This window comes from Owenweeksia hongkongensis DSM 17368 (assembly GCF_000236705.1).
Classification (GTDB): Bacteria; Bacteroidota; Bacteroidia; order Flavobacteriales; family Schleiferiaceae; genus Owenweeksia; species Owenweeksia hongkongensis.
Map to the genome: position 1 here is coordinate 3,942,478 of NC_016599.1, position 23,848 is coordinate 3,966,325.

26 protein-coding genes are annotated in these 23,848 nt (G+C 41.1%); 3 read left to right on the forward strand and 23 right to left on the reverse strand.

The window, feature by feature from the left end:
• Positions 1-159: 159 nt before the first annotated feature.
• Positions 160-1,155: a type I glyceraldehyde-3-phosphate dehydrogenase gene (gene gap / locus OWEHO_RS17320; protein WP_014203802.1), complete on the forward strand. Its 996-nt coding sequence runs from the start codon at positions 160-162 to the stop codon at positions 1,153-1,155.
• 162 nt (positions 1,156-1,317) lie between these two features.
• Here gap and OWEHO_RS18115 read toward each other — a convergent pair whose 3' ends face one another.
• The 8 genes from OWEHO_RS18115 to OWEHO_RS17360 form a co-directional block, all read right to left on the reverse strand.
• Complete coding sequence (locus tag OWEHO_RS18115; protein WP_014203803.1) at positions 1,318-2,505, reverse strand: TlpA disulfide reductase family protein; 1,188 nt, start codon at positions 2,503-2,505, stop codon at positions 1,318-1,320.
• Positions 2,506-2,522: 17 nt separating this feature from the next.
• The gene (gatB, locus tag OWEHO_RS17330; protein WP_014203804.1) at positions 2,523-3,974 is read right to left on the reverse strand and encodes an Asp-tRNA(Asn)/Glu-tRNA(Gln) amidotransferase subunit GatB; all 1,452 of its coding nucleotides are present in this window, start codon (positions 3,972-3,974) and stop codon (positions 2,523-2,525) included.
• Between the two features lie 80 nt (positions 3,975-4,054).
• Entirely contained in the window at positions 4,055-5,065 is a 1,011-nt protein-coding gene (lpxK, locus tag OWEHO_RS17335) for a tetraacyldisaccharide 4'-kinase (RefSeq protein ID WP_014203805.1), read from the reverse strand.
• A 29-nt stretch (positions 5,066-5,094) separates the two neighbouring features.
• The gene (locus OWEHO_RS17340; protein ID WP_014203806.1) at positions 5,095-5,742 is read right to left on the reverse strand and encodes a hypothetical protein; all 648 of its coding nucleotides are present in this window, start codon (positions 5,740-5,742) and stop codon (positions 5,095-5,097) included.
• The gene (gene miaA, locus OWEHO_RS17345; RefSeq protein ID WP_014203807.1) at positions 5,739-6,650 is read right to left on the reverse strand and encodes a tRNA (adenosine(37)-N6)-dimethylallyltransferase MiaA; all 912 of its coding nucleotides are present in this window, start codon (positions 6,648-6,650) and stop codon (positions 5,739-5,741) included. The genes OWEHO_RS17340 and miaA overlap by 4 nt, the downstream gene beginning before the upstream one ends.
• Positions 6,647-7,465 (reverse strand): ion transporter, encoded by an 819-nt coding sequence (locus tag OWEHO_RS17350; RefSeq protein WP_041628354.1) that lies wholly within the window; start codon positions 7,463-7,465, stop codon positions 6,647-6,649. The genes miaA and OWEHO_RS17350 overlap by 4 nt, the downstream gene beginning before the upstream one ends.
• Positions 7,466-7,482: 17 nt before the next feature.
• The gene (locus OWEHO_RS17355) at positions 7,483-8,301 is read right to left on the reverse strand and encodes an ABC transporter permease (protein ID WP_014203809.1); all 819 of its coding nucleotides are present in this window, start codon (positions 8,299-8,301) and stop codon (positions 7,483-7,485) included.
• Positions 8,298-9,191 (reverse strand): ABC transporter ATP-binding protein, encoded by an 894-nt coding sequence (locus tag OWEHO_RS17360; RefSeq protein ID WP_014203810.1) that lies wholly within the window; start codon positions 9,189-9,191, stop codon positions 8,298-8,300. The genes OWEHO_RS17355 and OWEHO_RS17360 overlap by 4 nt, the downstream gene beginning before the upstream one ends.
• Before the next feature lie 92 nt (positions 9,192-9,283).
• Between OWEHO_RS17360 and OWEHO_RS17365 the strand changes: the two genes are divergently transcribed.
• Positions 9,284-9,580, forward strand: a complete 297-nt coding sequence (locus tag OWEHO_RS17365) for a hypothetical protein (RefSeq protein ID WP_014203811.1) — start codon at positions 9,284-9,286, stop codon at positions 9,578-9,580.
• On the opposite strand, the gene OWEHO_RS17370 is transcribed toward OWEHO_RS17365, so the two are convergent.
• The 12 genes from OWEHO_RS17370 to OWEHO_RS17425 form a co-directional block, all read right to left on the reverse strand.
• Positions 9,577-10,086: an IS1096 element passenger TnpR family protein gene (locus OWEHO_RS17370; RefSeq protein WP_014203812.1), complete on the reverse strand. Its 510-nt coding sequence runs from the start codon at positions 10,084-10,086 to the stop codon at positions 9,577-9,579. The genes OWEHO_RS17365 and OWEHO_RS17370 overlap by 4 nt on opposite strands.
• Positions 10,087-10,089: 3 nt before the next feature.
• Positions 10,090-11,499, reverse strand: a complete 1,410-nt coding sequence (locus tag OWEHO_RS17375) for a CCA tRNA nucleotidyltransferase (protein WP_014203813.1) — start codon at positions 11,497-11,499, stop codon at positions 10,090-10,092.
• A gap of 11 nt (positions 11,500-11,510) precedes the next feature.
• On the reverse strand, positions 11,511-11,870 hold the full coding sequence (locus OWEHO_RS17380; protein ID WP_014203814.1) for a hypothetical protein: 360 nt from the start codon (positions 11,868-11,870) through the stop codon (positions 11,511-11,513).
• A gap of 53 nt (positions 11,871-11,923) precedes the next feature.
• A complete protein-coding gene (locus OWEHO_RS17385; RefSeq protein ID WP_014203815.1) occupies positions 11,924-12,688 on the reverse strand; it encodes a glycosyltransferase family 2 protein in 765 nt (254 codons plus the stop codon).
• Positions 12,689-12,691: 3 nt separating this feature from the next.
• On the reverse strand, positions 12,692-13,804 hold the full coding sequence (locus OWEHO_RS17390) for a glycosyltransferase family 4 protein (protein ID WP_014203816.1): 1,113 nt from the start codon (positions 13,802-13,804) through the stop codon (positions 12,692-12,694).
• Between the two features lie 5 nt (positions 13,805-13,809).
• A complete protein-coding gene (locus OWEHO_RS17395) occupies positions 13,810-15,093 on the reverse strand; it encodes a dihydroorotase (protein WP_014203817.1) in 1,284 nt (427 codons plus the stop codon).
• A 4-nt stretch (positions 15,094-15,097) separates the two neighbouring features.
• Positions 15,098-17,095, reverse strand: a complete 1,998-nt coding sequence (locus tag OWEHO_RS17400) for a BatA domain-containing protein (protein ID WP_014203818.1) — start codon at positions 17,093-17,095, stop codon at positions 15,098-15,100.
• A gap of 70 nt (positions 17,096-17,165) precedes the next feature.
• Positions 17,166-18,170, reverse strand: a complete 1,005-nt coding sequence (locus OWEHO_RS17405; RefSeq protein ID WP_014203819.1) for an alpha/beta hydrolase — start codon at positions 18,168-18,170, stop codon at positions 17,166-17,168.
• Entirely contained in the window at positions 18,167-18,562 is a 396-nt protein-coding gene (locus tag OWEHO_RS17410; protein ID WP_143764657.1) for a DUF3299 domain-containing protein, read from the reverse strand. Before OWEHO_RS17410 ends, OWEHO_RS17405 begins: the two co-directional genes overlap by 4 nt.
• 76 nt (positions 18,563-18,638) lie before the next feature.
• Positions 18,639-19,070 (reverse strand): hypothetical protein, encoded by a 432-nt coding sequence (locus tag OWEHO_RS17415; protein WP_014203821.1) that lies wholly within the window; start codon positions 19,068-19,070, stop codon positions 18,639-18,641.
• Positions 19,063-20,262 carry an ABC transporter permease gene (locus OWEHO_RS17420; protein ID WP_014203822.1) on the reverse strand — a complete coding sequence of 400 codons (1,200 nt, stop codon included), beginning with the start codon at positions 20,260-20,262 and terminating at the stop codon, positions 19,063-19,065. The genes OWEHO_RS17415 and OWEHO_RS17420 overlap by 8 nt, the downstream gene beginning before the upstream one ends.
• Positions 20,259-20,888, reverse strand: a complete 630-nt coding sequence (locus OWEHO_RS17425; RefSeq protein WP_014203823.1) for an ABC transporter ATP-binding protein — start codon at positions 20,886-20,888, stop codon at positions 20,259-20,261. The genes OWEHO_RS17420 and OWEHO_RS17425 overlap by 4 nt, the downstream gene beginning before the upstream one ends.
• 53 nt (positions 20,889-20,941) lie before the next feature.
• Here OWEHO_RS17425 and OWEHO_RS17430 point away from each other — a divergent pair, with 53 nt between their 5' ends.
• On the forward strand, positions 20,942-21,298 hold the full coding sequence (locus tag OWEHO_RS17430; protein ID WP_014203824.1) for a CoA-binding protein: 357 nt from the start codon (positions 20,942-20,944) through the stop codon (positions 21,296-21,298).
• Here the strand turns inward: OWEHO_RS17430 and OWEHO_RS17435 are convergent.
• Genes OWEHO_RS17435 through OWEHO_RS17445 form a run of 3 tightly spaced genes read right to left on the reverse strand, consistent with a single transcriptional unit; the run spans position 21,285 to position 23,843 of the window.
• Positions 21,285-21,764, reverse strand: a complete 480-nt coding sequence (locus tag OWEHO_RS17435) for a hypothetical protein (RefSeq protein WP_014203825.1) — start codon at positions 21,762-21,764, stop codon at positions 21,285-21,287. The genes OWEHO_RS17430 and OWEHO_RS17435 overlap by 14 nt on opposite strands.
• Positions 21,765-21,768: 4 nt before the next feature.
• Positions 21,769-23,385, reverse strand: coding sequence for a trypsin-like serine protease (locus OWEHO_RS18120; RefSeq protein WP_014203826.1), 1,617 nt, complete (start codon positions 23,383-23,385; stop codon positions 21,769-21,771).
• Complete coding sequence (locus OWEHO_RS17445) at positions 23,382-23,843, reverse strand: response regulator (RefSeq protein WP_014203827.1); 462 nt, start codon at positions 23,841-23,843, stop codon at positions 23,382-23,384. The genes OWEHO_RS18120 and OWEHO_RS17445 overlap by 4 nt, the downstream gene beginning before the upstream one ends.
• Between the last annotated feature and the right edge of the window lie 5 nt (positions 23,844-23,848).

A 23,848-nucleotide genomic window follows, 5' to 3' on the forward strand; every position in this document is an offset into this window, starting at 1 on the left:
GCATTGAGCGGAGTCGATTTGTTTTAGCCACATTGAGCATTTCGACAGGGCTCAATACAGGTTCAGTTGAAATGTTAGGCTTACGCCAAAGGGGAAATGTCAATGTGATTATAGGTTGAACTAATGATTAAAATCTATCAAGCTTTATAATTTAGCCATATGAAAACGCTAAGAATAGGAATCAACGGCTTTGGCCGAATAGGACGCTCCCTCACAAGGGTTATTCGCAAGTATCCAAACATAGAATTGGTAGCGATTAATGATTTGGCTGATGTGAAGAATTTGGCCCACTTGCTAAAGTATGACACCGTGCATGGGCACTTTCCTGATGAGGTAAAGGAGCAGGCAGGCAAGCTTGTAATTAACGGTAGAGAGATTTCCGTTTTTAGTGAAAAAGAACCAGCCAATATTCCTTGGGCATCAGTAGGGGTAGATCTTGTTATCGAAGCCACTGGTAGATTTAAAACAACTGACTTAGCCATTGGTCACATTAAGGCTGGTGCCAAAAAAGTAATAATTTCTGCTCCGGCTACTGATGATACCAAGACCATTGTACTTGGCGCAAATGGTGATGAACTCAGTTCAGATGACATCATAGTTTCAAATGCTTCTTGTACTACAAACTCGGTAGCGCCATTATTAAAAATAGTGGACGAAGTATGCGGGGTAGACCATGCATATATTACCACCGTGCATAGCTACACCACAGACCAACAATTGCAGGATGGCCCGCATAAAGATTTTCGTAGAGGGCGTGCAGCTGCCGAAAGCATAGTACCTACCAGCACTGGGGCAGCAAAGGCAATCACCCGTATTTTTCCAGAACTGGAAGGCCGCATTGGTGGTGCCGGAATACGAGTGCCAGTACCGGATGGTAGCCTTACGGATATCACCATTACTGTAAAGAAAAACACCACCGTAGAAGAAATCAATACAGCTTTCAAAAAAGCTTCGGAAGAAGGCCCGTTCAAAGGATACCTCGGTTATACTGCCGATCCTATCGTGTCGCGTGATGTAATTGGCAGCCCATACTCTGTGTGGTTTGATGAAGGCTTAACATCCGTACTTGGCAACATGGTAAAAGTAGTAGGCTGGTATGATAATGAAATGGGATATAGCCACAGGCTGGCTGATTTGATAATGAAGATGGGGTAGTTCCTTTTTGGATAAAGAAAGCATTTCGTACGAGCTCGTATTGAGTCCAGTTGGAATGCTCAATATGACCTAAGTGGAGTCACTTCGAGCGGAGTCGAGAAGAAAACAAAAGGCCCTCCATTTCTGGAAGGCCTTCTTCATTTCATATCGAAAAAGAAATCTCTACAATACTTCTTTCAGCTTAGCTTCTAGAGCTGGGCCTCTAAGTTCTGTTGCAATGATTTTTCCTTCACGGTCTACCAATACGGTGTAAGGTATTCCTTGGAAACCAAAATCTTTGATTACGGAAGTTTGCCATCCTTTAAGATCGCTTACGTGGTTATTCCATGCCAATTGATCTACAGTAATTGCTTTTGCCCAAGCTTCTTTTGGGTCTTGCTGGCTTGGCAAACCATCAAGTGATACGCTATACACCTCAAAACCTTTGTCTTTATACAGATTGTACATACGTACCAGGTTAGGGTTTTCGGCACGACATGGACGACACCATGCTGCCCAAAAATCTACCAAGACAACCTTACCACGAAGGTCAGAAAGCTTCATTACTTGTCCTTGAAGGTTTTCAAGAGCAATCTCCGGAACTTCAGCACCAGGAGCTAAGTTTTGTTTTACAGCATCCATCTCCTGCTGCATAGCAAGATTTTTACGCATTTCTACCATACGCTCATTATAGCTCTTGGTGTGTATTGAGTTTGGATAGCTTTCGCTAATACCTTCTCCTACTTTTTCAAAGTATTCAAAGTTTTCTTGTGGAGTTACCAAAGGCATTTGGCCAATAGACTGTGAAAAGATGAAAATGTTAGCCAGGCTACCTGGGTTTTCATCAATCATATCTGTGTATTGCTTTCTGGTGTCAGCCACAATTTGCTTAAAAGTGCTGTCCAGTCTTGGCTTTATCATTTCAAACTGAGCCGAGTCCTGCATCGCAGCCTGTCCTTCATCATTCAAAGCTTGAACAGCTTTGTTGGCCTCCAAAAGGATTTCGTTGATTTTTTCTATACGCTCAGATTCCGGGCTACCCGAAATGTTGTAACTCATATCCTCCATATCATCAATTTCAATGGTTACATGCTCTCCTGGCTGCACAAAAAGTGGAATTCTGAATCTTTCAGAAAGCTGTACCAACATAAAGTCAGCAGTGTCTACTGTTACATCTACTTTAAACTTGTTGTCAACTACGGCAACGGTGTCAAAAGGATTTATGCTCTGTGGCGTAATGTTGTAAAGTATTACTTGTGTAAACTCATCACCTTTTAGATTTCCTTCTATTGATGTTCCTGAGTTGCTTTCGCAAGCGCTAAAGGCAAAAGTGGCGGTGGCTGCAAGAGCCATCATTTTTAATATTCTCATATTGGGTTTTTGGGGTTTTACTTTTCTAATTCTTGTTGTACTAATTTACTGGTCACTTTGGGGTCGGCCTTACCGTGAGATAGCTTCATCACTTCTCCCATAAATAAGCCCATCAAGCCTTTTTTACCGGCTTTATATTCTTCCACCTTGGCGGGATATTTAGCCAAAGCTTCTTTTACTAATTCAAGCAAAGCATCGCTGTCACTCTCCTGTATAAGGTTTAGTTCCTTAGCCAATGCTTCAGGTGCTTTTTCAGGACTTTCAATCAAACCTTTAAACAAATCACCGTTGGCAGCAGAGTTGCTCACCACACCATTTTCTACCATACCAATAAGCTCAGCAATGGTATTAGGCTTTACTGGAAATTCTTCAATTGTGATGGCTCTATCATTCATGTATGATTTCACACTTCCCATCATCCAGTTGGCCGCAGCCTTGTGGTTTTTGGTGTGCTTTATCACTTCTTCAAAATATAGGGCGATCTCCTTGGTTTCAGTAAGCAGAGCGGCATCATAAGCGCTCAATCCCATTTCCTGATATTTTGCCAAAAGCTCTTTCGGCAAGGGTGGGAGTTCACTTTTTACCTGGCTTACATAATCTTCTTTTACAAGAATTGGCTGCAAATCCGGCTCAGGAAAATAGCGATAATCGTGTGCATCTTCCTTAGCTCTTAGCAAGCGCGTTTCTCCGCTTCCGGCATCAAAAGTCATGGTTTGCTGTAGCACTTCGCCACCACTTTCATACACTTCGTACTGACGCTTTATTTCAAAATCAATAGCCTTTTGCACATTACGGAAGGAGTTCATGTTTTTCACCTCTACCTTGGTTCCAAACTTCTCTCTTCCTCTTGGGCGGATAGAAACGTTTACGTCACAACGCAAACTTCCTTCTTCCATATTACCGTCAGAAATATCGAGGTAACGTACTAACTGGCGCATCTCCTGAAGGTAATTATAAGCCTCTTGTCCGTTTCTGAAATCTGGCTCACTCACAATTTCCAAAAGTGCAACTCCGGCACGGTTGAGGTCAATCAGTGTGTTAAAAGGGTCTATGTCGTGAATACTCTTACCACTATCTTCCTCCATGTGAATACGGGTAAGGCCAATACGCTTTGGATTATCATCCGCATCTTTTATCTCCACATATCCATTGGTGCAAATTGGCGTAGTGTCCTGAGTTACCTGATAGCCTTTTGGCAAATCCGCATAAAAATAGTTTTTGCGGGCATACTCATTTCGCTCACGAATATCACAATTGGTAGCAATACCCAGCCTTACGGCAAATTCAATCACGCTGCTGTTTACCATCGGTAAAGTACCGGGGTGTCCCAGTGAAATAGCATTGGTCTGTGTGTTGGGCATTCCACCGTAAGTGGTAGAGTCCGAACTATAGGCCTTGCTGTGGGTGTTCAGCTGAACGTGTATCTCCAAACCGATAATCGGTTCGTATTTTTCTAAAATATCTTTCATAATAAGTGGCGCAAAGAAACGAAATTATGATAGTGTCTCAAAGGGGAGATATAAAGCTTGGAAGGGTTATTTTAAGGGAGCTAAACTCCTTGTAAATAGCCGCTTATCTTTTTGGTGAAATCCTGTTCTTGGTCAAATAGAAATTGGACTTGCATGGGGAGATAAAAAACATGCTCCAGCGTTTCTGCATTAAGCAAACTTTTTAAGCGTACCCAATCCTTTTCGGTGGTGATAATTGGGGTTCCACTGGCGGTCACCATTTTTTCTATATCTGCTATTTCCTTGGCGGAAAAACTGTGATGGTCGGCAAATTTCAGATGTTTCTGTATCGAAAGGCTTTTTCCAATTTGGTTTAAAAATGGTTGAGGTTTCGCAATGCCGGTAAGGGCTATTACTTTTTTTGTTCCTAGTTTTTCACCTTTCACATTTTGAGGTTCACTGTAGCTAATGGTGGTGAAGTACACAGACTTGTCGCCTGGCTTTATCTTTTGCATCATTTCCTTGGCCTTGGCAGGAGTGAGGTTTGCAGGGCATTTGGTGACCACAATTACATTTGCTCTTTTCTTTCCACTTGTGTATTCCCGAAGGTTTCCTGCGGGCAAAAGCAAATCGTGATAAAAGGGCTCCTGGAAAGTAGTAAGCAAAATTTGAAACCCCGGCTTTACATAGCGATGCTGGTAGGCATCATCTAATAAAATTAAATCGGGCGAACAATTTTCAATTAGGGCTTGCACGCCTTCAGGTCGCTTTTCGGCTAAGGCCAAACATATCTCTGGAAACTTGTTGAAAATCTGAAAGGGTTCATCCCCAATTTCGCTAAACGTGTGTTGAGGTTTTGCCAAAATAAGTCCCTTGGTTTTTCGGCCATAGCCGCGACTTACCAAACCAACTTTATAATCTGAAAACCTGCGGATTAGAAACTCCACCATGGGCGTTTTTCCAGTACCTCCAGCACTCAGGTTTCCCACAGAAATCACCGGTACCTTAAACTCCTGCGAAGGCAAAATGTCTTTATTAAAAGCCCAATTGCGTAGCGCAGTTATGGCTCCGTAAGGGAAGGAAAATGGGTATAGGAGTTTGCGGAGGTTCATCTCAAGAATCAGTTTGCAAATAAATTCAACTATTCAAAAATAATTGGGTAATCCATTGATAAGCCATTTTTTTCAAAAAGGAAGATGGTAGATATAAAATCTACATCATTGAAATCATCGGGCTTTATAGTTTCTAAAGGATGGCCATGCCCTTTAATTGGATAAAATCTTATATAGATTGTAGCAATAGTTAATCCTTGAAAATCTGCCATTTCCTCAATCCTTCTTATAGTTTTGAAAAAAGTCTCAGGGTTCAAAGGGTAGGATAGAGCATAATCTATTTCAATTGAATCGGTCTTTTCTGTCCAGAATATAGAAGGATCTTCAGCACTCCATGTGGTATCAATGATTGTGTTTCTTATTTTTTTTAGCTTTTCAGGATACACTGGATATGTTAAGGTGGAACGAAAAGTGTCAGCTTGTAAATTGTAAACTGATATGTCTGTTTTTACCGTAGTGTCAGGTCTATAACGTTTTACTTCTATCGTACGATATGTTTTATACCCGTTATCAAATTCTAAAATGTCAATTTGTTGACTTGAGTAGGAATGCTTAGACACAAACATATAGGTTGAGTCAAAGCTTGGACTGGAAACATTGAAAGGAATGCTTTTATCTTGAGCGGTGGAAAGATAAAAGGCAATTATAAAAATGATGGCTGATAGAATAGGTTTCATTGTTGATTTTTCAATTTAGGACTTAGAGTACTTTTAATCTCTACCACCTCAAAAGGCGAAAACCACTCAATATCCTTCTCTCTTCTAAACCAGGTAAGCTGGCGCTTGGCGTACCTGCGGCTGTTTTTCTTTATTTCTTCTATGGCGAAATCTAAATCTATTTCTCCATCGAAATATCGAATTAGCTCTTTGTAGCCCACGGTTTGCATGGAGTTTTTCTCCCGAAAGGGAAGGAGTTGTTTCACTTCTTCTTCTAATCCTGCTTCCAGCATTTGGTCCACACGGAGGTTTATACGTTCGTATAATTCAGGGCGGGGCAGGTCCAATCCTATTTTTATAATATTAAATGGACGCTTGGTTTTTTCACCTTGGCGAAATGAAGTGTACGTTTTTCCTGTGGTGCGGATTACTTCCAAAGCTCTGATTATTCGCTGCGGGTTCTGCTGGTCTACTTGCGCAAAGTAGGCGGGGTCTTTTTCGCTTAATTCTTTAGCTAAACTGTCTAGTCCATTTTCTTCCAATTCAGCATTTAGCTGCTTTCGTATTTCTTGTGGAATGCCGGGCATCTCATCAAAACCATCCGTGAGGATACGCATATAAAGCCCGCTTCCACCAACGAGCACGGCTGTTTCATGTGTTTTGAAAATTTCTTCTAGCTTGGCCAAAGCTTCTTTTTCAAAATCTCCCGCGCTATAATCATCATTTACCGAAAGGTGACCCACCAAGTGATGTGGCACACGAGCAAGTTCTTCAGGAGAAGGTGGTGCTGCTCCGATTTTCAATTCTTTGTAAAACTGTCTTGAATCAAAAGAGATAATCTCAGTTTGCAGCCATTCTGCAATTTTGATGGCTACGTCTGTTTTTCCCACGGCAGTGGGGCCGGCTATAAATATGGCAGTTTTGTTCACAGCTGGTTACCACAATTTGGACAAAAATTAGCTTCTGGGTCGATTATACCTTTGTTGCAAGCCGGGCATCTGTGATGGTGTAGCTTTTTATTTTCGTCAGCCTTTGTCTGATTAGCACGGGCAATTTCAGAAGTTACAATACCAGTAGGCACAGCAATAATTCCATATCCCAAAATCATAATTACCGAGGCAATCATTTGGCCCAAGGTAGTTTGCGGAGCAATGTCGCCATAACCAACCGTGGTAAGCGTTACAATGCACCAATAGATACTCACAGGAATACTCGTGAAACCATTTTCGCGGCCTTCTACCAAGTACATCACGGTACCCATTATAAACACGGCACACATTACCACCACTATAAACACGGTGATTTTTATACGGCTAGCTTTTAGTGCATTGCTGAGCATATTGGCTTCACCGAGAAAGCGTACCATCTTTAAAATCCGGAAAACACGGATAAGACGAATACTGCGGATGGCCATAAAATAATGGGCTCCCGAAAGTACTATGGCGAGGTAGGTAGGTAGTATGGAGAGTAAGTCAATAATACCGTAAAAACTAAAAATGTAGTATCGAGGATTGCGGACTACGGCTACTCGAAGGATATATTCAAGAGTAAAAATTACTGTGAAAATCCATTCGACCATTTGAAAAATGGTTCCATACTTATTATAAATACTCTCTACAGATTCAAGTACAATGGCAAGTAAGCTACCCAAAATGGCAATAAGCAGAACTACATCAAAGAGTTTTCCTTTGGGCGTATCCGCTTCAAAAATAATTTCATACCAGCGGGCTCGCCACCCAGTCATATTTTCCGGACGGTTGGTCACAGATCTCGTTTTTTAAGAATTACTAAACCTCCAGCCGCAAAGATGAGGGTATAAAGCCAAGTGGTCAACAAAAATTTGGTGGGCACACTATCCGTAGAGGTTGTGCCCAAAATCATGTCGGCCTCCATCAATCGGGTGAAAGGTTGTAAAATCAATTCCCGCGAAGGGGCTGCCGGCAAATAGTACTTTATAGGCTCACCAATGGCAAAGCCAAGAATGGGTTCTACAATAAAATAGTAGGCCAAAATTACAATGATGCTCACGGTACTTCTTCTGAAAAGGAAAGTGAGGAATAGTGCGAAAACCATCATGAACATTACTTCAGTAAAGAATGCAAACAGGTAATCGGCTCCGTCAACGTATTCTGTAAAACTTGCATCGGGATTATACATAATAGCAATTACAAGCCCTGTAAAGAATATAACGCCAAGACTTATGATGCTAAAGATTAAGGCGCTAAAAAGCTTAGAAATATAAAAGCCTTGAATGCTAAGTCCGTCAATCACATTTTGACGAAAAGTCTTGTATTGATATTCGTTGGAAATAAAGAATATGAGAAGGAAGGCAGGGATGAACTTAAAAAATCCAGCTAGGTAAGTAATGTTATGCCAAAGGTGAGGGAGTATGTAAAACCCTGCCTCGCCAAAGGTTTTCATGGCAATCATGCCTTGGTTTTCTGCTCCATCATTATTAAACAACTTAAAGCTCCCAAAGCCTGAAATAAGAAGAATCATGCAAAGGATGTAAAGCCCCATTCCTATCCAAAAGAAAATATGTAAGCGCAGCTTTAGCCACTCTAGTTTAAATAGTTTCATGAGTTTGAGATTAGGTTTAGGAATTGCTTTTCAAGGCTGTTTTTGCGGAATACCAGGTGGTGGGCAAATATGCCTTGAGCCACCAAATGTTTGTTGATTTCAGACGGGGATATTTTTTTGTCCAAAACCACAAGGAGCATATCGCCTTCAATTTTTACACTGTCCACACCATCCAGTTTCTCCAGTAGCATTCGGGTGAGATTTAAATCTTCGCTACCTATTTCTACCACACCTTCGTGGCCGGTCAATTCTTCAACGGTGCCACAAAACAGTAATTTCCCAAAACGGATAACGGCCGCATGGGTACACACTTTTTCTATTTCATCCAAAAGATGACTGGCAATAATTACTGTAATTCCTTGTGAGGCGATGTCTTTTATTAAAGCCCGTATTTCAGCAATTCCTTGCGGATCCAATCCGTTTGTTGGTTCATCCAAAACCAAAACTTCAGGATTGCTGAGCAGGGCAGAGGCAATGGCCAAGCGTTGTTTCATCCCAAGGCTGTACGTTTTGAATTTGCTATCAGCACGTGTATTCAGGTTTACAGTTTTGAGTACTCCATCAATATTGGCATTACCAATTTCCTTTATTTGAGCCACTACTTTTAGATTATCTACCGCAGACATATAGGGGTAGAAATTAGGAGTCTCGAGTATAGCGCCCAGCTTTTGTTTTGTTTCAAAATTCAGAGGTTTTCCAAACCAGGAGAAATCGCCACTGTCTGGTTTTGTAACTCCAAGTAGCATTCCCAAGGTGGTTGTTTTTCCACTTCCATTCGGGCCAAGTATTCCAAATACACTTCCCTTCGGAACCTCCAGACTTAGGCTATCAACGGCTTGCACGGGGCCATAGCGTTTACTTAAATTTCGAATGTTTAGAATTTTATCCAAAATGCTTATATTTAGTTTGACAAGCTAAGGGTAAATTTTATAAAAATAATGGGGACCATACCTCATTTTCCAACCGAAATATATTTTACATTATGGATAACACATTTGACGCCACTCCTTTGGTGGAAAAGGAAATTATAGGGGAACTTAAATTTCCACAAGCAGAAGTACTTTTAGATAAATTGGCAATTTCCGAACGGACTGCCGCTCTGCATCATGCAACTAGTTTAGGCAATTTAGATCATCACAAAGTGAATATTTACTTTGAGGATGCAGATGGTGTAAAGAGGGTGAACACCACCATTTGGGCGATTACAGATAAGCGAATCTTACTAAAAAATGGAAAGTCAATTCCGATAAACCGAATTCACGGAGTGGTAATTATTTAATACCAATCATCTCCCTGATAATCATCAGAATCTTCATTGTCATGATCCCATTCAGAAAAAAGGTCGTCATCTCCGGTGTCGGCCTTCATTTCTTTTTCAGGAGGAGTGTTAGGGCGTTCTCCAATTTTACCTAAAACTTGAGATTCGAAGCTGGTTTCATCGATGATTTTGATAGCGGTGGCTTCCAGATAAAATGTCCACAAGTTCATATAATCATATACAAAGAGCATTTTCTCTTCTTCCTTCACAAAGCTTTCTTCAATGCTATGTGCTTCCAGCTGATTTTTTCCGCTTTCAGCATCAAAGGCCATCATGCTGATTTCCTCACCTTGCTCCCAGTCATCATTGCTTTTAAAGAAGGAAGACATTTCACCAGGTTCCAAATCAAAAGCTTGAACCAAAATTTTGTGTAGATCGTACAAATTAGCATTACCATGAATCGCGATGTCGCGAATCACATCTTCGTCAGCGTCAAGTATAGCACGGATTGTAAATACTTCAGTCATCTCTTATTGTTTGGTGTCAAGCCCTAGTTCCTTGCCTTTTTCTACAGCGAGAGCCAGCGCTTCTTCGTGGTTATTCTTAATACTACCTTCTAAGATAGCTTCTTTTATGAATTCTTTTATAATACCGATTTCACGCCCAGGAGGAATGTTAAAAATCTCCATTATTTCAGCACCATCTACTGGTGGTTGAAAATTACGAATCTGATCGGATTCTTCAACTTCCTTCAATCTGGCACGAACAGTTTTGAAGTTTTCTAAGAAACCAGCTTTCTTCTTTTTGTTTTGTGTTGTAATGTCAGCTTCGCACAAAAGCATCAAGTCATTCACATCATCACCAGCATCAAAAAGCAACCTGCGTGCTGCACTGTCAGTCGCCTGGTCGTCAGTTACCGCAATAGGGCGGCTGCTCATGCGCACTATCTTTTGCACGTATTTTAGCTTGTCGCTCAAAGGAAGTTTCAGTCTTTTGAAAATCTTAAAAACCATTTTACTTCCCACAAATTCATGATTGTGAAAAGTCCAGCCAGTGCCTTTGATGAATTTTTTGGTAACAGGTTTACCGATGTCATGAAATAAAGCAGCATATCGCAACCAAAGATTATCGGTAGTTTCTGAAATATTATCTACCACCTGAAGCGTGTGGTAAAAGTTGTCTTTGTGCAATTGGCCGTCCACTTCTTCTACACCTTTTAAGGCTATAATTTCCGGAAGGAAATATTCCATTAGGCCTGACTCATAAAACAACCGAAGACCAACGGAAGGTTTTGGCGAAAGCATGATTTTGTTGAGTTCATCACTCACACGCTCTTTGCTTATAATATCAATGCGCTCCTTGGTTTCAAGGATAGCTTGAAAGCTTTTTTCCTCAATTTTAAAATTTAATTGTGAAGCAAAGCGGATGGCTCGCATCATCCTTAGTGGATCGTCAGAGTAGGTAATGTGCGGATCTAAAGGTGTGCGGATGATTTTATTTTCAAGATCAGAAACACCACCAAAAGGATCTAATAGCTCACCATAGTTTTTGGCATTCAGGCTTACAGCCATGGCATTTATGGTAAAGTCTCTGCGCTTTTGATCATCATCTAGAGTGCCATCTTCCACAATAGGTTTGCGGCTATCGCGGTTGTAAGACTCCTTTCGGGCGCCAACAAATTCTAGTTCAAGGTCTTTGTATTTTACCTGTGCGGTTCCAAAGTTTTTAAAGACAGCAATTTTGCTTCGCCCCAACTTTTTGGCAACGAGCTTGGCCAGTGTAATTCCGCTTCCTACCGATACAAAGTCAATATCCTTGGAGTTTTTACGACCAAGAATTTTGTCGCGAACATAGCCGCCTACCACATAGGTATCCATTTGCAACTCATCAGCTGCTTCGGCTATTACCTTAAATATTGTATGGTCAATGATTTCTTTCAATCCATATTGATTTAGGCGGTGGTAGGAAATAGTTTCTCAGAATAAATAGCCAGGATAATCAAAGCTATCAAAATGACATAAATGCCTATGTGGATTCGTTTTATTCTACGTTTGATGTTGTTTAGCTCTTCTCTTTTTTCATCCAAAACTATGGGGTAGAGCATAGGGAAAAGCATAAAAGCTTCGTAACGTAGCTTTTTGTCGGGCGCTGTTGCTCCACTAAACTTTAAAATATCCCACACTTTGCCTTCCTTCTTTTTAGATTTTAAACGTAAGTACTGAAGCTGAAATCCAGCCTTGATAGTAAATAGCAGTAAAATCAATAGGAGAAGGGCGAGAACCAGAAAAACAAAGATTATCTGAAAAAGCATATCGTGATTTGAGGCTGCAAAAATAACTTAATAGCAGTGTTAGCCAAAGAATATTATTCCTTCTTAACTTTCTCGTTCCGCTGAAGACTTAGGATTTTTAATGCCCGTATAAAGAGATAGTTTGCATTTTCCAGAGAGACTATGAGGCCGGCTTTACCATCCAGGATACCCAAACGCAATATGTAGTTTTTGAAAAAGCCAAATGCTGGCTTTACCACTAAATGCCAAAGGCCAACAGGTTTTGTTTTTGGGAGCCTATCATAAGCGCTCCAAGTGGAGTAGCGGTATGATTTTGCTAAAAAGTGCTCCAGATTTTTATAGGTAAAGTGGTCAAGCTTATTTTTTAAAACACCCGTTTTTCCATCTACCAGAACTTCGGCATGTACCTGCTTATCCTCGTAGCGACATTTACTTTTTTTAAAAAGTCGAATTACTTTATCGCCTTGCCAGCCGCTGTAGTTCACTTTTTGATCCATAAAGTAGTTTTGGCGTTTTATCCAAAAAGCATCTTTATCGGTACCATTTTTTAAAATGCCTTGTATCTCATCCCTTAGGGCATCGCTAATACGCTCATCGGCATCAACCAGCAAAATCCACTCATTATTTGCTTGGGGAATAGCCCAGTTTTTTTGAGATGCCGAATTTCCATATTCACGCTGAATGATGAAGTCCGTGTGCTTTCTGGCAAGCTCTACGGTTTTGTCGGTGGAAAAGGAATCGACCACCATAACTTCATCAGCAAACGAAACCGACTGTAATACAGCTTCAATGTTATGCTCTTCGTTTCCGGTGGGGATTATTGCCGTAAGTTTTGCCATATGTCAGCTGATTAAGGATTGGTAAACAAGTTTCCACTTTTTGGCGATGGCCTCATCTTTAAAATCCTGAGCAAAGGTATAGCCCGTTTTGATCATTTCATTTTTGAGAGCATCATTGTCCCACACTTCCCGTAATGCAGCGGTAATTTCTTCTTGATTTTCAGGGTTTACTAATTTGCTCCCTGGTCCTGCTGCTTCTGGTAAGCTGCTTATGTTTGAAGTGATAACAGGTGTTTTAGAAATCAAGGCTTCCAGCACAGGAATACCAAATCCTTCAAATATGGATGGGTAAATAAATAATTCGGCTATGCGGTAAACTTTAGCCAAATCCTCATCCAGTCTTATTTCTGGCGTGTAAATGAGGTGTTGAATACCTTTGTATTTCTCAGAATTTTTCAGGTTTTCCCAAAATGTAGTTGGGCGTCCTACATACACAACAGGAATGCCCGTTTGAAGCTGAGCTTCCAAAATTTTGTCAACGCCTTTTCGGACTTCCAGCGTTCCAACAAAAAGGGCAAACTTTTCAGGGAAACCGTAGCGCTCGCGAACATCTTGTGGCTCTTCGTCCAAAAATTCTTTCCAGTAAATAGGGTTTACCCCTTGATAAATCACTTGTATTTCTTTGGCAGGAATGTGAAAAAACTCTACCAAGTCGCTTTTGGTTTGCTCGCTTATCGCTACAATTTTATCAGCTCTTATACAGGCTGCACGTAGCTTGCGAGTGTAAATCTTTCGGTCGATTGATTTGTACAAATGTGGATAGCGAATGAAGATAGCATCATGCACGCTCACCACGCTTTTAATACCACGTTTGGCAAGCCCCATGGGCAATTCCTGTGATAGGCCATGAAAAATTTCTACTCCATCTTTTTTGGCTCTGTCGCTTATAAAACGCTGCCTCCACAAGTTTCTATACAGCGCACCGCCAATAGAAGGACGGGTTTCTTTTACGTTAGGTAAAAATTCAGCGAAGGGAATGCTGGCTTCTTTTGGGTTGTAAAGATGGTATTCATTATTTGGCAAATGGGTGGAAAGTGCTCTGAGCAGATTCCGCCCAAAATTGCCCAATCCACTGGCATTGTGAAATATTCGTTTTGCCTCAAAGCCAATTTTCATCACGTTTATTTTTCAGCCATCCACACCAGGATGTTATTGTTTATGATGCCCAAAGGTTTTCCGGTAAGTTCTTTACCAATAAAAGGCGTATTTCTCGATTTACTCTGAATATGTTCTTTACCAAAAGTCCATTTGTGGTCTGGGTCAAAAAGTGTGAACTCACCCCAACTGTTTACTTCAACTGATGGCGTTTCCATACCCAAAACCTTACGTGGGTTTATGGCAATACATTTTATTATTTGCTCTAAGTTTAGTCCATCTTCTCTAAGATTTCCCAAGGCTCCAAAGAAGCTTTCCAAGGTGATCATTCCAAAATCGGCTTGGTCAAACTCACATTTTTTATACTCCACATCTACTGGTGTGTGATCGCTGGTTATCACCTGAATTATTTCTTCATTCAAAGCTTTAATTAAAGCTTCCCTATCCTTTTTAGCTCTAATAGGTGGGCTCACTTTTAGATTGGAATCATACGTATCCAAAGCTTCATCAGTGAAAATCAAATTGGCCAAAGCTACATCAGCGGTAAAGGGCTTGCCCAGACTGTGCGCATTTCTCAAAAGTGACACTCCGCTTTCTGAAGAGATAGCCATAAAGTGAATAGCATTCTCAGCATATTCCGAAAGGTGTAAATCACGAAGCAGGGTAACTTCTTCCGCCAAAGCGGGGATGCCCTTCAAGCCTAAATAGGTGCTCACTTCGCCTTCGTGCATTTGCCCTTTGTAAGCCAATGATTCATCCGTTGAAAACACGTGGATGGGGGGCGCAAACTCCTTCCCGTACAGGAGGGCTAATTTTATTAAAGCAGCATTAGCCACAGGTTTTTTACCATGGCTAAAACCTACAGCACCCGATTGATACATATCATACATTTCGCTAAGCTCTTTGCCTTGCAGGCCTTTGCTCAAGCTTCCGTAGGGTAATACGTTTACCGGAAATTCTTCGGCACGCTGATACACATATTCTATCGCTGCTTTACTATCAATAGCCGGAGAAGTTTCGGGACTCACGGCAACTCCTGTAAATCCGCCAAAAATGGCAGCATGGATTCCGCTTTCAATATCTTCACGTTCCTCGTGGCCAGGGTCGCAAAAGTTGGCGCGTAAGTCAAACCAACCCGGACTAATGTGCAAATTGTCATGTTCCACCACCTGAGCATCTTTAGCATCGATGCTATCAGCGATTTCAATTACCACATCATTTTCTATCAAAATGTCCTTTACCTGCAGGTGATGCGAGGAGTTTGGATCAACAATTTTAGCTTGCTTTATAAGTATCTTCCCGGAGTCCATAAGGTTATTTCCAAAGTTTGATTAAGATAATTTCAACAAATAAAAAGAATAGGGCTGCTGCCAAAAACCACTTCCACAAAGGCGTGCCCTGATAGCGCTGCTTTATGGAGTAGTCAATACTTCCGGCACTTGCTTCCAGCACATCGGAGCTTTGCAGGCCAAAAATATCGCGAATAGTATTTTCTTCAAGAAAGCTCCATTGGCTTTCTTCAGGATTAGTATTTAGAGCTAAGTAGCCAACCTTTTTTTCTTCTTGTTCCAAATTGTACAAGGCGGGTTTTAACGAAACAGGAATGTCATAAATCTCCACTTTTCCATTGCGCACACGCTGTCGCGGAATGATGGCGTTGTCTTCTGTTTTAATGCTTAGCGGGATATCCTCCTTGGTTTCTGATTCATAAGAAGGTCCGTTTGGTTTTCCCGATAAGGTATAAAGCTCGCTAAGGCTGCGACTGTACAGCGCGGCATTGAGCATGGTGGGTACAAAAATAGCCTGTGATATCAAGTTGGTATTTTCCAAATTGGCTGTAGCCAAAAGTACACTCCCTTGCCCTACAGGAATTCGGGTGATAAGTGGCGAACCGTTTGCAAGCTTAAGAAGTGGATATCCCACAGTGGAAGGGTAGCTGTAATTTTCGGTGCTTTTTGGCAAAGAAGGATTATTGGGCTGAGAGGAAAAAACACCTTTATAATGTGGGTCATTCCAGTTGATGTCGAGCACAGTGGAAGCACCTTGCTTATTTCCCAAAGCCGGTAGGCGCAGGTTGGAAAGCATATTGTTGGTAGCCGTGGCATCTTCCCCGGAAGGGAAAATCACTAAGTTTTTACCACTCTTCAATTGCGCTTCAATAGCTTGAATAAGTCCGCTGGGCAGGGAAGAAGGGGCGTCAATTATGAATACATCAAATGCCGAAACTTGTGCATAATCAATCGCATCGGTCGGCATATAGGTCAGATTGTAAATGCTGTCCTGAAAAAGACGTTTGAATTTTTCAATTCTCGATTTGTCGCCTGTCAATAGGATTTTGAAAGGTTGATCAACGTTGTAGGCAAAGAAAAAACTGTTGTCAAATTTTGGATCCTGATTCTCAATTTTTACTTCGCCACTATAAGCTTTGGCTTGCGCAGGGCGCAGAACAAAAGAGGTTTGTGCCTTTCCATTGGCCGGAACTTCCACTTCTTTGGTTCCTTGCAATTGGCCATCCAGGCTTATGCTGATGGGCAATTTTTGAGCGTTTTGACTGCCGCTATTTTGCAAAAGCACAAAAAGTTCCTGATCAAAATTGGGTTGTAAAACAGGTTGCTCAAACCAGGCGCTATCAATAGAAACATTGCCAAAACCTACGGTAGGAGTGAGGGGCAACACAGAGCGAGTCCAACCTTGTGGCCAATTGGGGATGTTTTCAAAACCGGATTTCTGAAAATCTGAAATCCAAAATAAATCCAGTCCTTCTGCACTTACATTTTTTTGAGCTTCCGAAATACGGTCTACAATATCTGTGGCTTTTCGTCCTGCATAGGAAACTTCGATTTCATCAATCAGCGCGATAGCTTCTCCTTTGCTGTAAAAGCGCTGTTGCTTGCCGCTAAAATCATTGGTCAAAACCTGAACCTTATAGTTTTCGGGAAGTGCTTTGATGATATCTACAGCTTTTGTGCGAGCAATATTTAGTGCTGAGTTTTGTCCATTTCCACTCAGCATACTTGGCGAATTATCTACATAGACACTAGCCCAACCGGATTGTGTTTCGGCATCATTGGTAGCCGGGAGATAAGGATTGGTAAAAGCGAGTACCAGCATGGCAAAGGCAAGCATGCGAGCCGTCATAATCAGCAGTTGCTTAAGGCGATTGATGGCCTTAGATTGCTTGATTACATTTTGCAAAAAGCGGGTATTACTGAAATAAACAGTGGTATATCTCCTGAAATTGAAAAGGTGGATGAGGAGCGGGATGGCCAGCACACCAAGTGCCCAAAGAAATTGTGGGTATAGAAATTTCATTAAAAAGCAAAGATATACAAAGGCATGGCATGGCTATGGGTTTGTGGCAAACATTTATTAAAAGAGTAAATCACTCATGTGTTGGCCACGGTTTTAAACCGTATATATCTTCAATAAAACTTGATATTTCAGCTTCTACAGCTTGGTAGTCTTTTGATTTGATGAATGAGCCTATCACATGGTTGCCTGCTGTGGGTATAGCTTTTATTCTTTTCAAATTTGCTGGAGTGCCCAGCTTATCCTGCATTTTTGGGATGTAAGAAACGTCTACCACTTCATCCTGATTGGCTTCATTTTTATAATAATACAAGGTGATGGTTGGGCATTTTACTTTCTGAAAAGTAGAATCCACCATAGAGGTTTCCAATAGCTCCTGAAGTTGTACCACAGCTGTCGCGGGGTAGAGTGTATCCCAGTAGAGATTGGCTGCCTCTTGGTCGTGATATATTCTTTCGGCCTCACCACCAAATGCAATGTTGCAAATTTGAAGACCCCATGGGTCATTTAACAAAAATGCCGCAGAGTTATTTACTCTAATATTGGGGGACATGTTGATTAAGCCATGCACCTTATCGGGAAATTTAGCCGCCAGCATAATTCCCAAAGTGGCGCCCGTGGAAGTACCCATAATAATCACCTTTTGCCCTAATTTTTCAGCTATAGCAAATTGCTCCAGAGCTGACTCCCAAATGCCTTCAGCGGTAAAATCAGCCAGCTGACTTTCTTTATAACCATGATAATCTAATCGGGCTAGATAAAGGTTGCAGGCATATTTATCGGCCATGTCAATATGAACAGGGTTTCCCTCCATGCGAGTAGCTGAAAATCCCGGAAGGTATAAGATTACATATTCAGTAGGTTTTCCGATGCCAAGTTCCCAAACGATTTTGGCATTGTTGTCCACTCTTAACTCTTGGCTGTTTTCGGTGCTATCCACATATTGGGTTATTTCTGAAATAGAAACGTTCAACTCAGGTAGCGAGCCTTTGTAATTTGGTGTTTCGGGTTTTGGGCCTAAAAAATATCCAACAACTAATATGAGTAGGATAGCGGGGAGTAGTAGTTTTTTTATCATTCAACTTCTTGTGCATTTTGAAGCACATAGTTAAAGGTATCCAAATCTGTGGTATTTAGGTGCAAAGTTCCCTCAAAAGTAGCCACATCATCGGTGTCAAAATGGCGAGGTTTAGCTTTGAATTTTAAACTCATTACACTTTCGGGGCCAGCGCCACCACAAAAGAAGCATGAACTGAATGGATATGCGGAAAGGGCGTAAAGATTGTCTTCCACATCCAATGGAATTACATAACCCTTGATTTTTACTTTTTTACCATCCAATTTTTTGATGGGTTCTGAGAACTCGGGGAACAGATACCAAGCCTCATACTCCTCAAAATATTTATCTACAAAATCTACTTTGGAGAGAAATTTCCAATCAATTTCTTTTGGAGAGTTTTGTGCGCTCATTGATGTGATTGAGGCACTAAGTAAAAATAAAATGAGAGCTAGTTTTCTCATAAAGAGTAATTCTTTCAAAGTTTTATTATCCGTGGATTTCAGCATTTCTTAAAACAAAAAACAGACCGCTTCCATTGCGGTTGAGCTGCAATGTTCCTTTTATCATAAGATATTCATCGGTGGCAAAGCGGCCAGGGTTTTCACTGAAGTGTAGTTCCATTACCGTTTCGGGCCCTGCATTTCCGCAAAAGAAACAAGACGTAAACGGATTTTTTGATAGGGCATATTTTCCCGCTTCTAAATCAATTGGGATTAGGTAGCCTGAAATTACTACTTCCTCACCTTCAAACTGGGTTTCTAAAACGGCTGGAAACTGTGGTGAATAATTCAATTCGCCAGAATCACCCGGGTCAGTTTGATAGGTGGTCATTCCCAAAAGTTGCCACACGAGCTGCTTTTGCGCGAAAGCGCCCTGAGCAAAGCAAATTACAAGTAGTGAGAAAAGTATTTTACGCATCAGAAAGTACTTTAGAAATATTGGTTTTGTAAGCCTGAATAGCGGGAATCAAGGCAGCAATAGTGCCAATAAGTAATGTGGCGGGTAGCAAGATTAATTCCACAAGAGTTATCCATTGCATGCTCATTTCGTACTGATAGGTTTGCTCAGTAAGCTGTGAAATGGCCATTAGCGAAAGCTTGCCTAGTATAACTCCTAGGATGTACCCTAAAAAGGAAATCAATAGACCTTCGGCCAAAACTATCCACAAAAGTTGGCGGCCAGATCCGCCTATACTGCGCATAAGTGCCAACTCATAACGTCTTTCTTTGAGTGATTGCCAAAGTGAAACAAAGACGCTAAAAGCTGAGAGAACAATAATTAGGATGGCTAATACCCGTAAAGTTTTTACTCCAGAACCCATCAAACTAAAAAGGCGGTTTACTTCAATAGCGGGCAAGGCTGCTTGCATATTAGTCCTTTGGTTTACCATTCGTGGTATGGTAAGATTACCCATTGGGCTTTTGAAGCTTATCAGCCCTGCCGTAATTTCTTTAGGTTTTTCTTCATGCACGTGATCTTCACCTTCGTGGCTATGATCATCATGAACGGCCCACACACTGGATATTTCAGTAAGTAGAAGTTTGTCAACCACAGTGCCGGTAGGTGCCATTATTCCTACCACGGTATAAGCAAAATGGTCGTGCTCATCAATGGAATTGGAAAGTCCGTGACTTCCTGAAAATTTATCGCCAATGGATAACTCTAAAAGTTCGGCAGCCCTGGAGCCCACTACAACCTCTCCCGATTTTTTCCACCAGTCTCCGTTTTTCAGCTCTGCATCATAGTGTTTTGGGTAATCCAAACTAGTTCCAACAATTCTGTAGCCTTGATAATTATCGCCATAAGCAAGAGGTATTGAAGTTTCCACCATTGGATTATTGGACAGTTTGTTGAACTCATCCAAAGAAATATTTCCAGTAGGGGCATCAATCTGGTAAACGCTACTGAGGATTAATTGGAGTGGACTGCCCTTGGCGCCAACTACCATGTCTATTCCTCTAATGTTTTTGGTAAACTGCTTTTCCAGTTGCTCAGAAGTGCCCATCAGCATTATAATAATTCCCACCCCAAAGGCTAAAAGTATAATGCTGAGAATACTGGAAAGCGGTTTGTGCTTTATGTTATTGAGACTTATTTTACCAATTCTCATAGCTCTATCACGTTTTTGTAGTGATCTTTCAAACGCTGGTCGTGTGTTACCACAATAAGATTTGCGTTGCAGTCGCTGGCCGTTTCTTCCAGAAGTTGAGCAACGCGTTTTGCATTTTCATCATCCAGAGCGCTGGTTGGCTCATCGGCCAAAATAAGTTCGGGACTGTTGATTACCGCACGGGCTATAGAAATACGCTGTTGCTCACCAATGCTGAGGTTGCTCGGCATTTTGTGCAATTTGTCCTGCATGTTCATGTGAGTCAAAACCTCAGTAATTCTATTTAAATCTTCAGGTTTTCCTGCCAATTTTTGCGCAAGCAGCAAATTATCTTTTACCGTAAGGGATTTTACAAAATAGGAGCGCTGAAAAATCAGTCCGATATTTTTTCCACGAAAGTGGTCGAGCTTTCTACTTTTTAGGGTAGTAATATCTTGCTCACCGATAATTATTTTCCCCGAAGAGGGAGAAAGAATACCTGCCAAAAGGTGAAGGAAGGTAGTTTTTCCTTTTCCGGAATTACCAAGAATAAGCTGATGGCTACCTTTGGCCAAATCCATGTCAGGAAACCTAAAGGTGGTTTTTGGGTTGTATTGAAAAGAAAGATCAGATACTTGTACAGACATACATTTATAGATTAGTGCAAAACTAATTTTTTACAAACGATAGAAACATATTTATGAAAACCTTAGTAATTGGAGCTAGCCACAATCCTGCCAGATATTCGTACATGGCCGTAAAAATGCTAAAACAATATAAACACGAAGTGGTGGCTTTAGGCCGCAGAGCAAGAGGTGTGGAAGATTGGGAGATAATAGATGGTACTCCTGATATTCCAAACTTAGACACTATTACTGTTTATCTTAATGCTGATAATCAAAAAGAATATTACGACTATTTTTTAAAGCTAAACCCAAGAAGGATAATCTTTAATCCCGGAGCGGAAAACCCTGAGCTGGTCGCTTTACTCAATAAAAATGGAATCGAAACTGAAAATGCATGCACGTTAGTGATGTTGAGGTCTAATCAGTTTTAAGCTGCTCGTCTTGATAGTTTACCAAGAAGTTTTTCTTGGTGCCATTTAAGTAAACCAAAACCTGGGTTCCCAAGCTTCGCATCTCCACCATATTGAAACAAGTGATGGCGCTTTGCATTTGGTCGCACATCCCAGCTTCCTTTACATATACATGCATATTTACTTGTGGGCGCATACTTTTAGTAGCTGTGCCATCCCACACGATTATTGGTTCGCCAGCATTGCAGCCACTATATTCATAAGTTATGCAGATGCATCCCTCATTTAGTTTAAAATCAAGAATATTGGTCTGTGCCAGAGCGTTGGTATCTTCTATATTTCGAAGTTTGGTGATGTCCAAGCAAACGGGGGACTCGGCCAACTGCTCTGTTTTTTTTGTGGATGGTGCATCGTTTGCAGTAGTGGGTTTACCACTGTCACATGCAAACAGAGAAAAACTTAGGGCGAGAAAAAGTAGGTAGCGCATAGATTTAATTGTTTATGATGAACTTAAACGATTGCGCTTGGCCATTGTTTAGAATACGCAGCACATATGGTCCATTTGGCAAGTGACTTACCGGAATGTATCCATCTTGCTCTATGTTGGTGTAGGGTACAGTTTCATCACCAGGGTAAACAATATCTCCTCGAAGATTATAGATTTGAATTAAACGATCACCAACTACAGGCAGGCCTTGAAGAAAGAGCTTGCCTTCAGTTACAGGGTTTGGTTTTAAAATAATTTTGCTCGTTGCATAAGGAGGCGCTGAGTCTCCAAGAGTTGCTCCTGAAAGTACTGACACCCCCGTGTTTCCAGGGTCAAGCCAATCTTTTAACCTACGATTGGCAGTATTTCCATTTTGATCCCAGTGATAGCTAAATTTGCCGTAAAAATCCTGAGTTGTATTTTGACTGCAATTAGGGTAGCCCCCAGTAAGTGTACCACTTATTAAGTTATTTTCATTGAAAAATGGACCGCCCGAAGAACCACCTTCTGTAACTCCATGGTTGGTTACAGTTGCAGCCCATCTTATTTCCCAATGCGAGTTTATCACTGTTGCGCCAGGGTAATTACCGCTAACGGCTGTTGTGGTACTAGTCGAAATTTTCTTAATATCTCCATTAGGGTGATGAATTGCCACTCCACTCGTAGGCGCGTTATTGAGGCGAGACCATCCTGCAAAGAATGGGTTAAAAGTAGATGGGATACCGGTGCTTAGCTCTAGTAATAGAAAGTCGCTACCATTATCACCTCCATTGTCATTGCTTCGTGCCAATAGCGTAGCGCCTGTAATCTGTTTGTTGGCTAATGATCCCTCGGATGAAGGGTTGGTGCAAGTTGGAGCTTCGTATTGAAAGTAGAACACCCAGTCCGAAAAATCCTGAGTAGAAGCAAAAGTAGCACCATTTAACGCACAATGTTCTGCGGTTAGGATATAAGGTTTATAGCTATAGTCTGTTGTGTTTACCAAGCTCCCCGTACACCAAAAATAGGCACTGCCAATTTTTACATCAATTCGTACAATGCTGTTTTTTACATCTTGGTGATTGTTTCCCTCAGGACAATTTACATTTACCTCACAAGGTTGGGAATCCCCAAAGTCATCAGTGTTAGCTGTCCTTTTTGCCACTTCCATACTATAGCTTCTAACTTTAACTTTTGGAGTTGTGGCTGAATTGAATGGCTTGTATTGCAAAGTCAGCTCATCATTAACAATGGTTGACGTCCATTTTTCTTGAAGTAGATCTGAAGCGGTCAAGAACTGTAATCTTTCACCATCTTTATTTAATACAAATAGAGTGTCATATCGGGGGATATCTTCAATTTTTAGGGAAACTCGGAATGCGAAATCAGAGCCGGCTACCTTCCAATAATAAGAGTCATTTTGAAAATAACCTGAGGAGATATCAGCGTTTACTGTACGGTTCAATGCATGGCATTCCATAAAATGCTCTTGGGTATTCTCATTAAGTTTTTCCTTAAGGGTAGCCAAGTCTATGTCGGGCTGTACATGCGCCTTCATGTTTGAAACCTCAATGTTTTGAGAATATACATTGGGGATGAAAGCCACCCAACTAAGGGCAATGATGCACAGCAAATGTTTCATGATAATAGTCTTTGTCTTAGTAAGAACTCTAATTGATCGTTGGCTCTTTCCAGTTTTACGATAAGTTCTTTATTTTCCCTTCTTAGATGATAAACTTCAAAAGCACTTTCAATAGTAAGTTTAAGTTCTTCTTCTTGCCAAGGCTTATTTAGATAACGGTATACCTGCCCTTTGTTGATGGCATCAATCACAGCATTTATATCAGAATAGCCCGTAAGCAGAATTCGCATGGGCTCAGGATTTATCTTTCTAATTTCCACCAAAAGCTCAATACCTGTCATCCCTGGCATGCGTTGGTCAGTTAGGATAATGTCAATTTCATTTTCCTGAAACACCTTAAGTCCTTCAGCACCAGACTCTGCAATAAAAACATCGAAGGTTCTTCTAAAGGTTGCTTTGAAAGATTGAAGGTTGTGTACTTCGTCATCTACGTAAAGTACTTTGATTTTGTCTGCCATTGATA

Coding starts and splice junctions, on each gene's coding strand:
- OWEHO_RS17340 (WP_014203806.1), bottom strand. CDS start 5,742: ATGAAACCTATTCTATCAGCCATCATTTTTATAATTGCCTTTTATCTT.
- OWEHO_RS17380 (WP_014203814.1), bottom strand. CDS start 11,870: ATGCTTTTTCAGATAATCTTTGTTTTTCTGGTTCTCGCCCTTCTCCTA.
- OWEHO_RS18115 (WP_014203803.1), bottom strand. CDS start 2,505: ATGAGAATATTAAAAATGATGGCTCTTGCAGCCACCGCCACTTTTGCC.
- OWEHO_RS17420 (WP_014203822.1), bottom strand. CDS start 20,262: ATGAGAATTGGTAAAATAAGTCTCAATAACATAAAGCACAAACCGCTT.
- OWEHO_RS17425 (WP_014203823.1), bottom strand. CDS start 20,888: ATGTCTGTACAAGTATCTGATCTTTCTTTTCAATACAACCCAAAAACC.
- OWEHO_RS17400 (WP_014203818.1), bottom strand. CDS start 17,095: ATGAAATTTCTATACCCACAATTTCTTTGGGCACTTGGTGTGCTGGCC.
- lpxK (WP_014203805.1), bottom strand. CDS start 5,065: ATGAACCTCCGCAAACTCCTATACCCATTTTCCTTCCCTTACGGAGCC.
- OWEHO_RS17395 (WP_014203817.1), bottom strand. CDS start 15,093: ATGGACTCCGGGAAGATACTTATAAAGCAAGCTAAAATTGTTGATCCA.
- OWEHO_RS17385 (WP_014203815.1), bottom strand. CDS start 12,688: ATGGCAAAACTTACGGCAATAATCCCCACCGGAAACGAAGAGCATAAC.
- OWEHO_RS17370 (WP_014203812.1), bottom strand. CDS start 10,086: ATGACTGAAGTATTTACAATCCGTGCTATACTTGACGCTGACGAAGAT.
- OWEHO_RS17435 (WP_014203825.1), bottom strand. CDS start 21,764: ATGCGCTACCTACTTTTTCTCGCCCTAAGTTTTTCTCTGTTTGCATGT.
- OWEHO_RS18120 (WP_014203826.1), bottom strand. CDS start 23,385: ATGAAACATTTGCTGTGCATCATTGCCCTTAGTTGGGTGGCTTTCATC.
- OWEHO_RS17415 (WP_014203821.1), bottom strand. CDS start 19,070: ATGCGTAAAATACTTTTCTCACTACTTGTAATTTGCTTTGCTCAGGGC.
- OWEHO_RS17445 (WP_014203827.1), bottom strand. CDS start 23,843: ATGGCAGACAAAATCAAAGTACTTTACGTAGATGACGAAGTACACAAC.
- OWEHO_RS17405 (WP_014203819.1), bottom strand. CDS start 18,170: ATGATAAAAAAACTACTACTCCCCGCTATCCTACTCATATTAGTTGTT.
- OWEHO_RS17390 (WP_014203816.1), bottom strand. CDS start 13,804: ATGAAAATTGGCTTTGAGGCAAAACGAATATTTCACAATGCCAGTGGA.
- OWEHO_RS17410 (WP_143764657.1), bottom strand. CDS start 18,562: ATGAGCGCACAAAACTCTCCAAAAGAAATTGATTGGAAATTTCTCTCC.
- gap (WP_014203802.1), top strand. CDS start 160: ATGAAAACGCTAAGAATAGGAATCAACGGCTTTGGCCGAATAGGACGC.
- OWEHO_RS17350 (WP_041628354.1), bottom strand. CDS start 7,465: ATGACTGGGTGGCGAGCCCGCTGGTATGAAATTATTTTTGAAGCGGAT.
- gatB (WP_014203804.1), bottom strand. CDS start 3,974: ATGAAAGATATTTTAGAAAAATACGAACCGATTATCGGTTTGGAGATA.
- OWEHO_RS17365 (WP_014203811.1), top strand. CDS start 9,284: ATGGATAACACATTTGACGCCACTCCTTTGGTGGAAAAGGAAATTATA.
- OWEHO_RS17355 (WP_014203809.1), bottom strand. CDS start 8,301: ATGAAACTATTTAAACTAGAGTGGCTAAAGCTGCGCTTACATATTTTC.
- OWEHO_RS17430 (WP_014203824.1), top strand. CDS start 20,942: ATGAAAACCTTAGTAATTGGAGCTAGCCACAATCCTGCCAGATATTCG.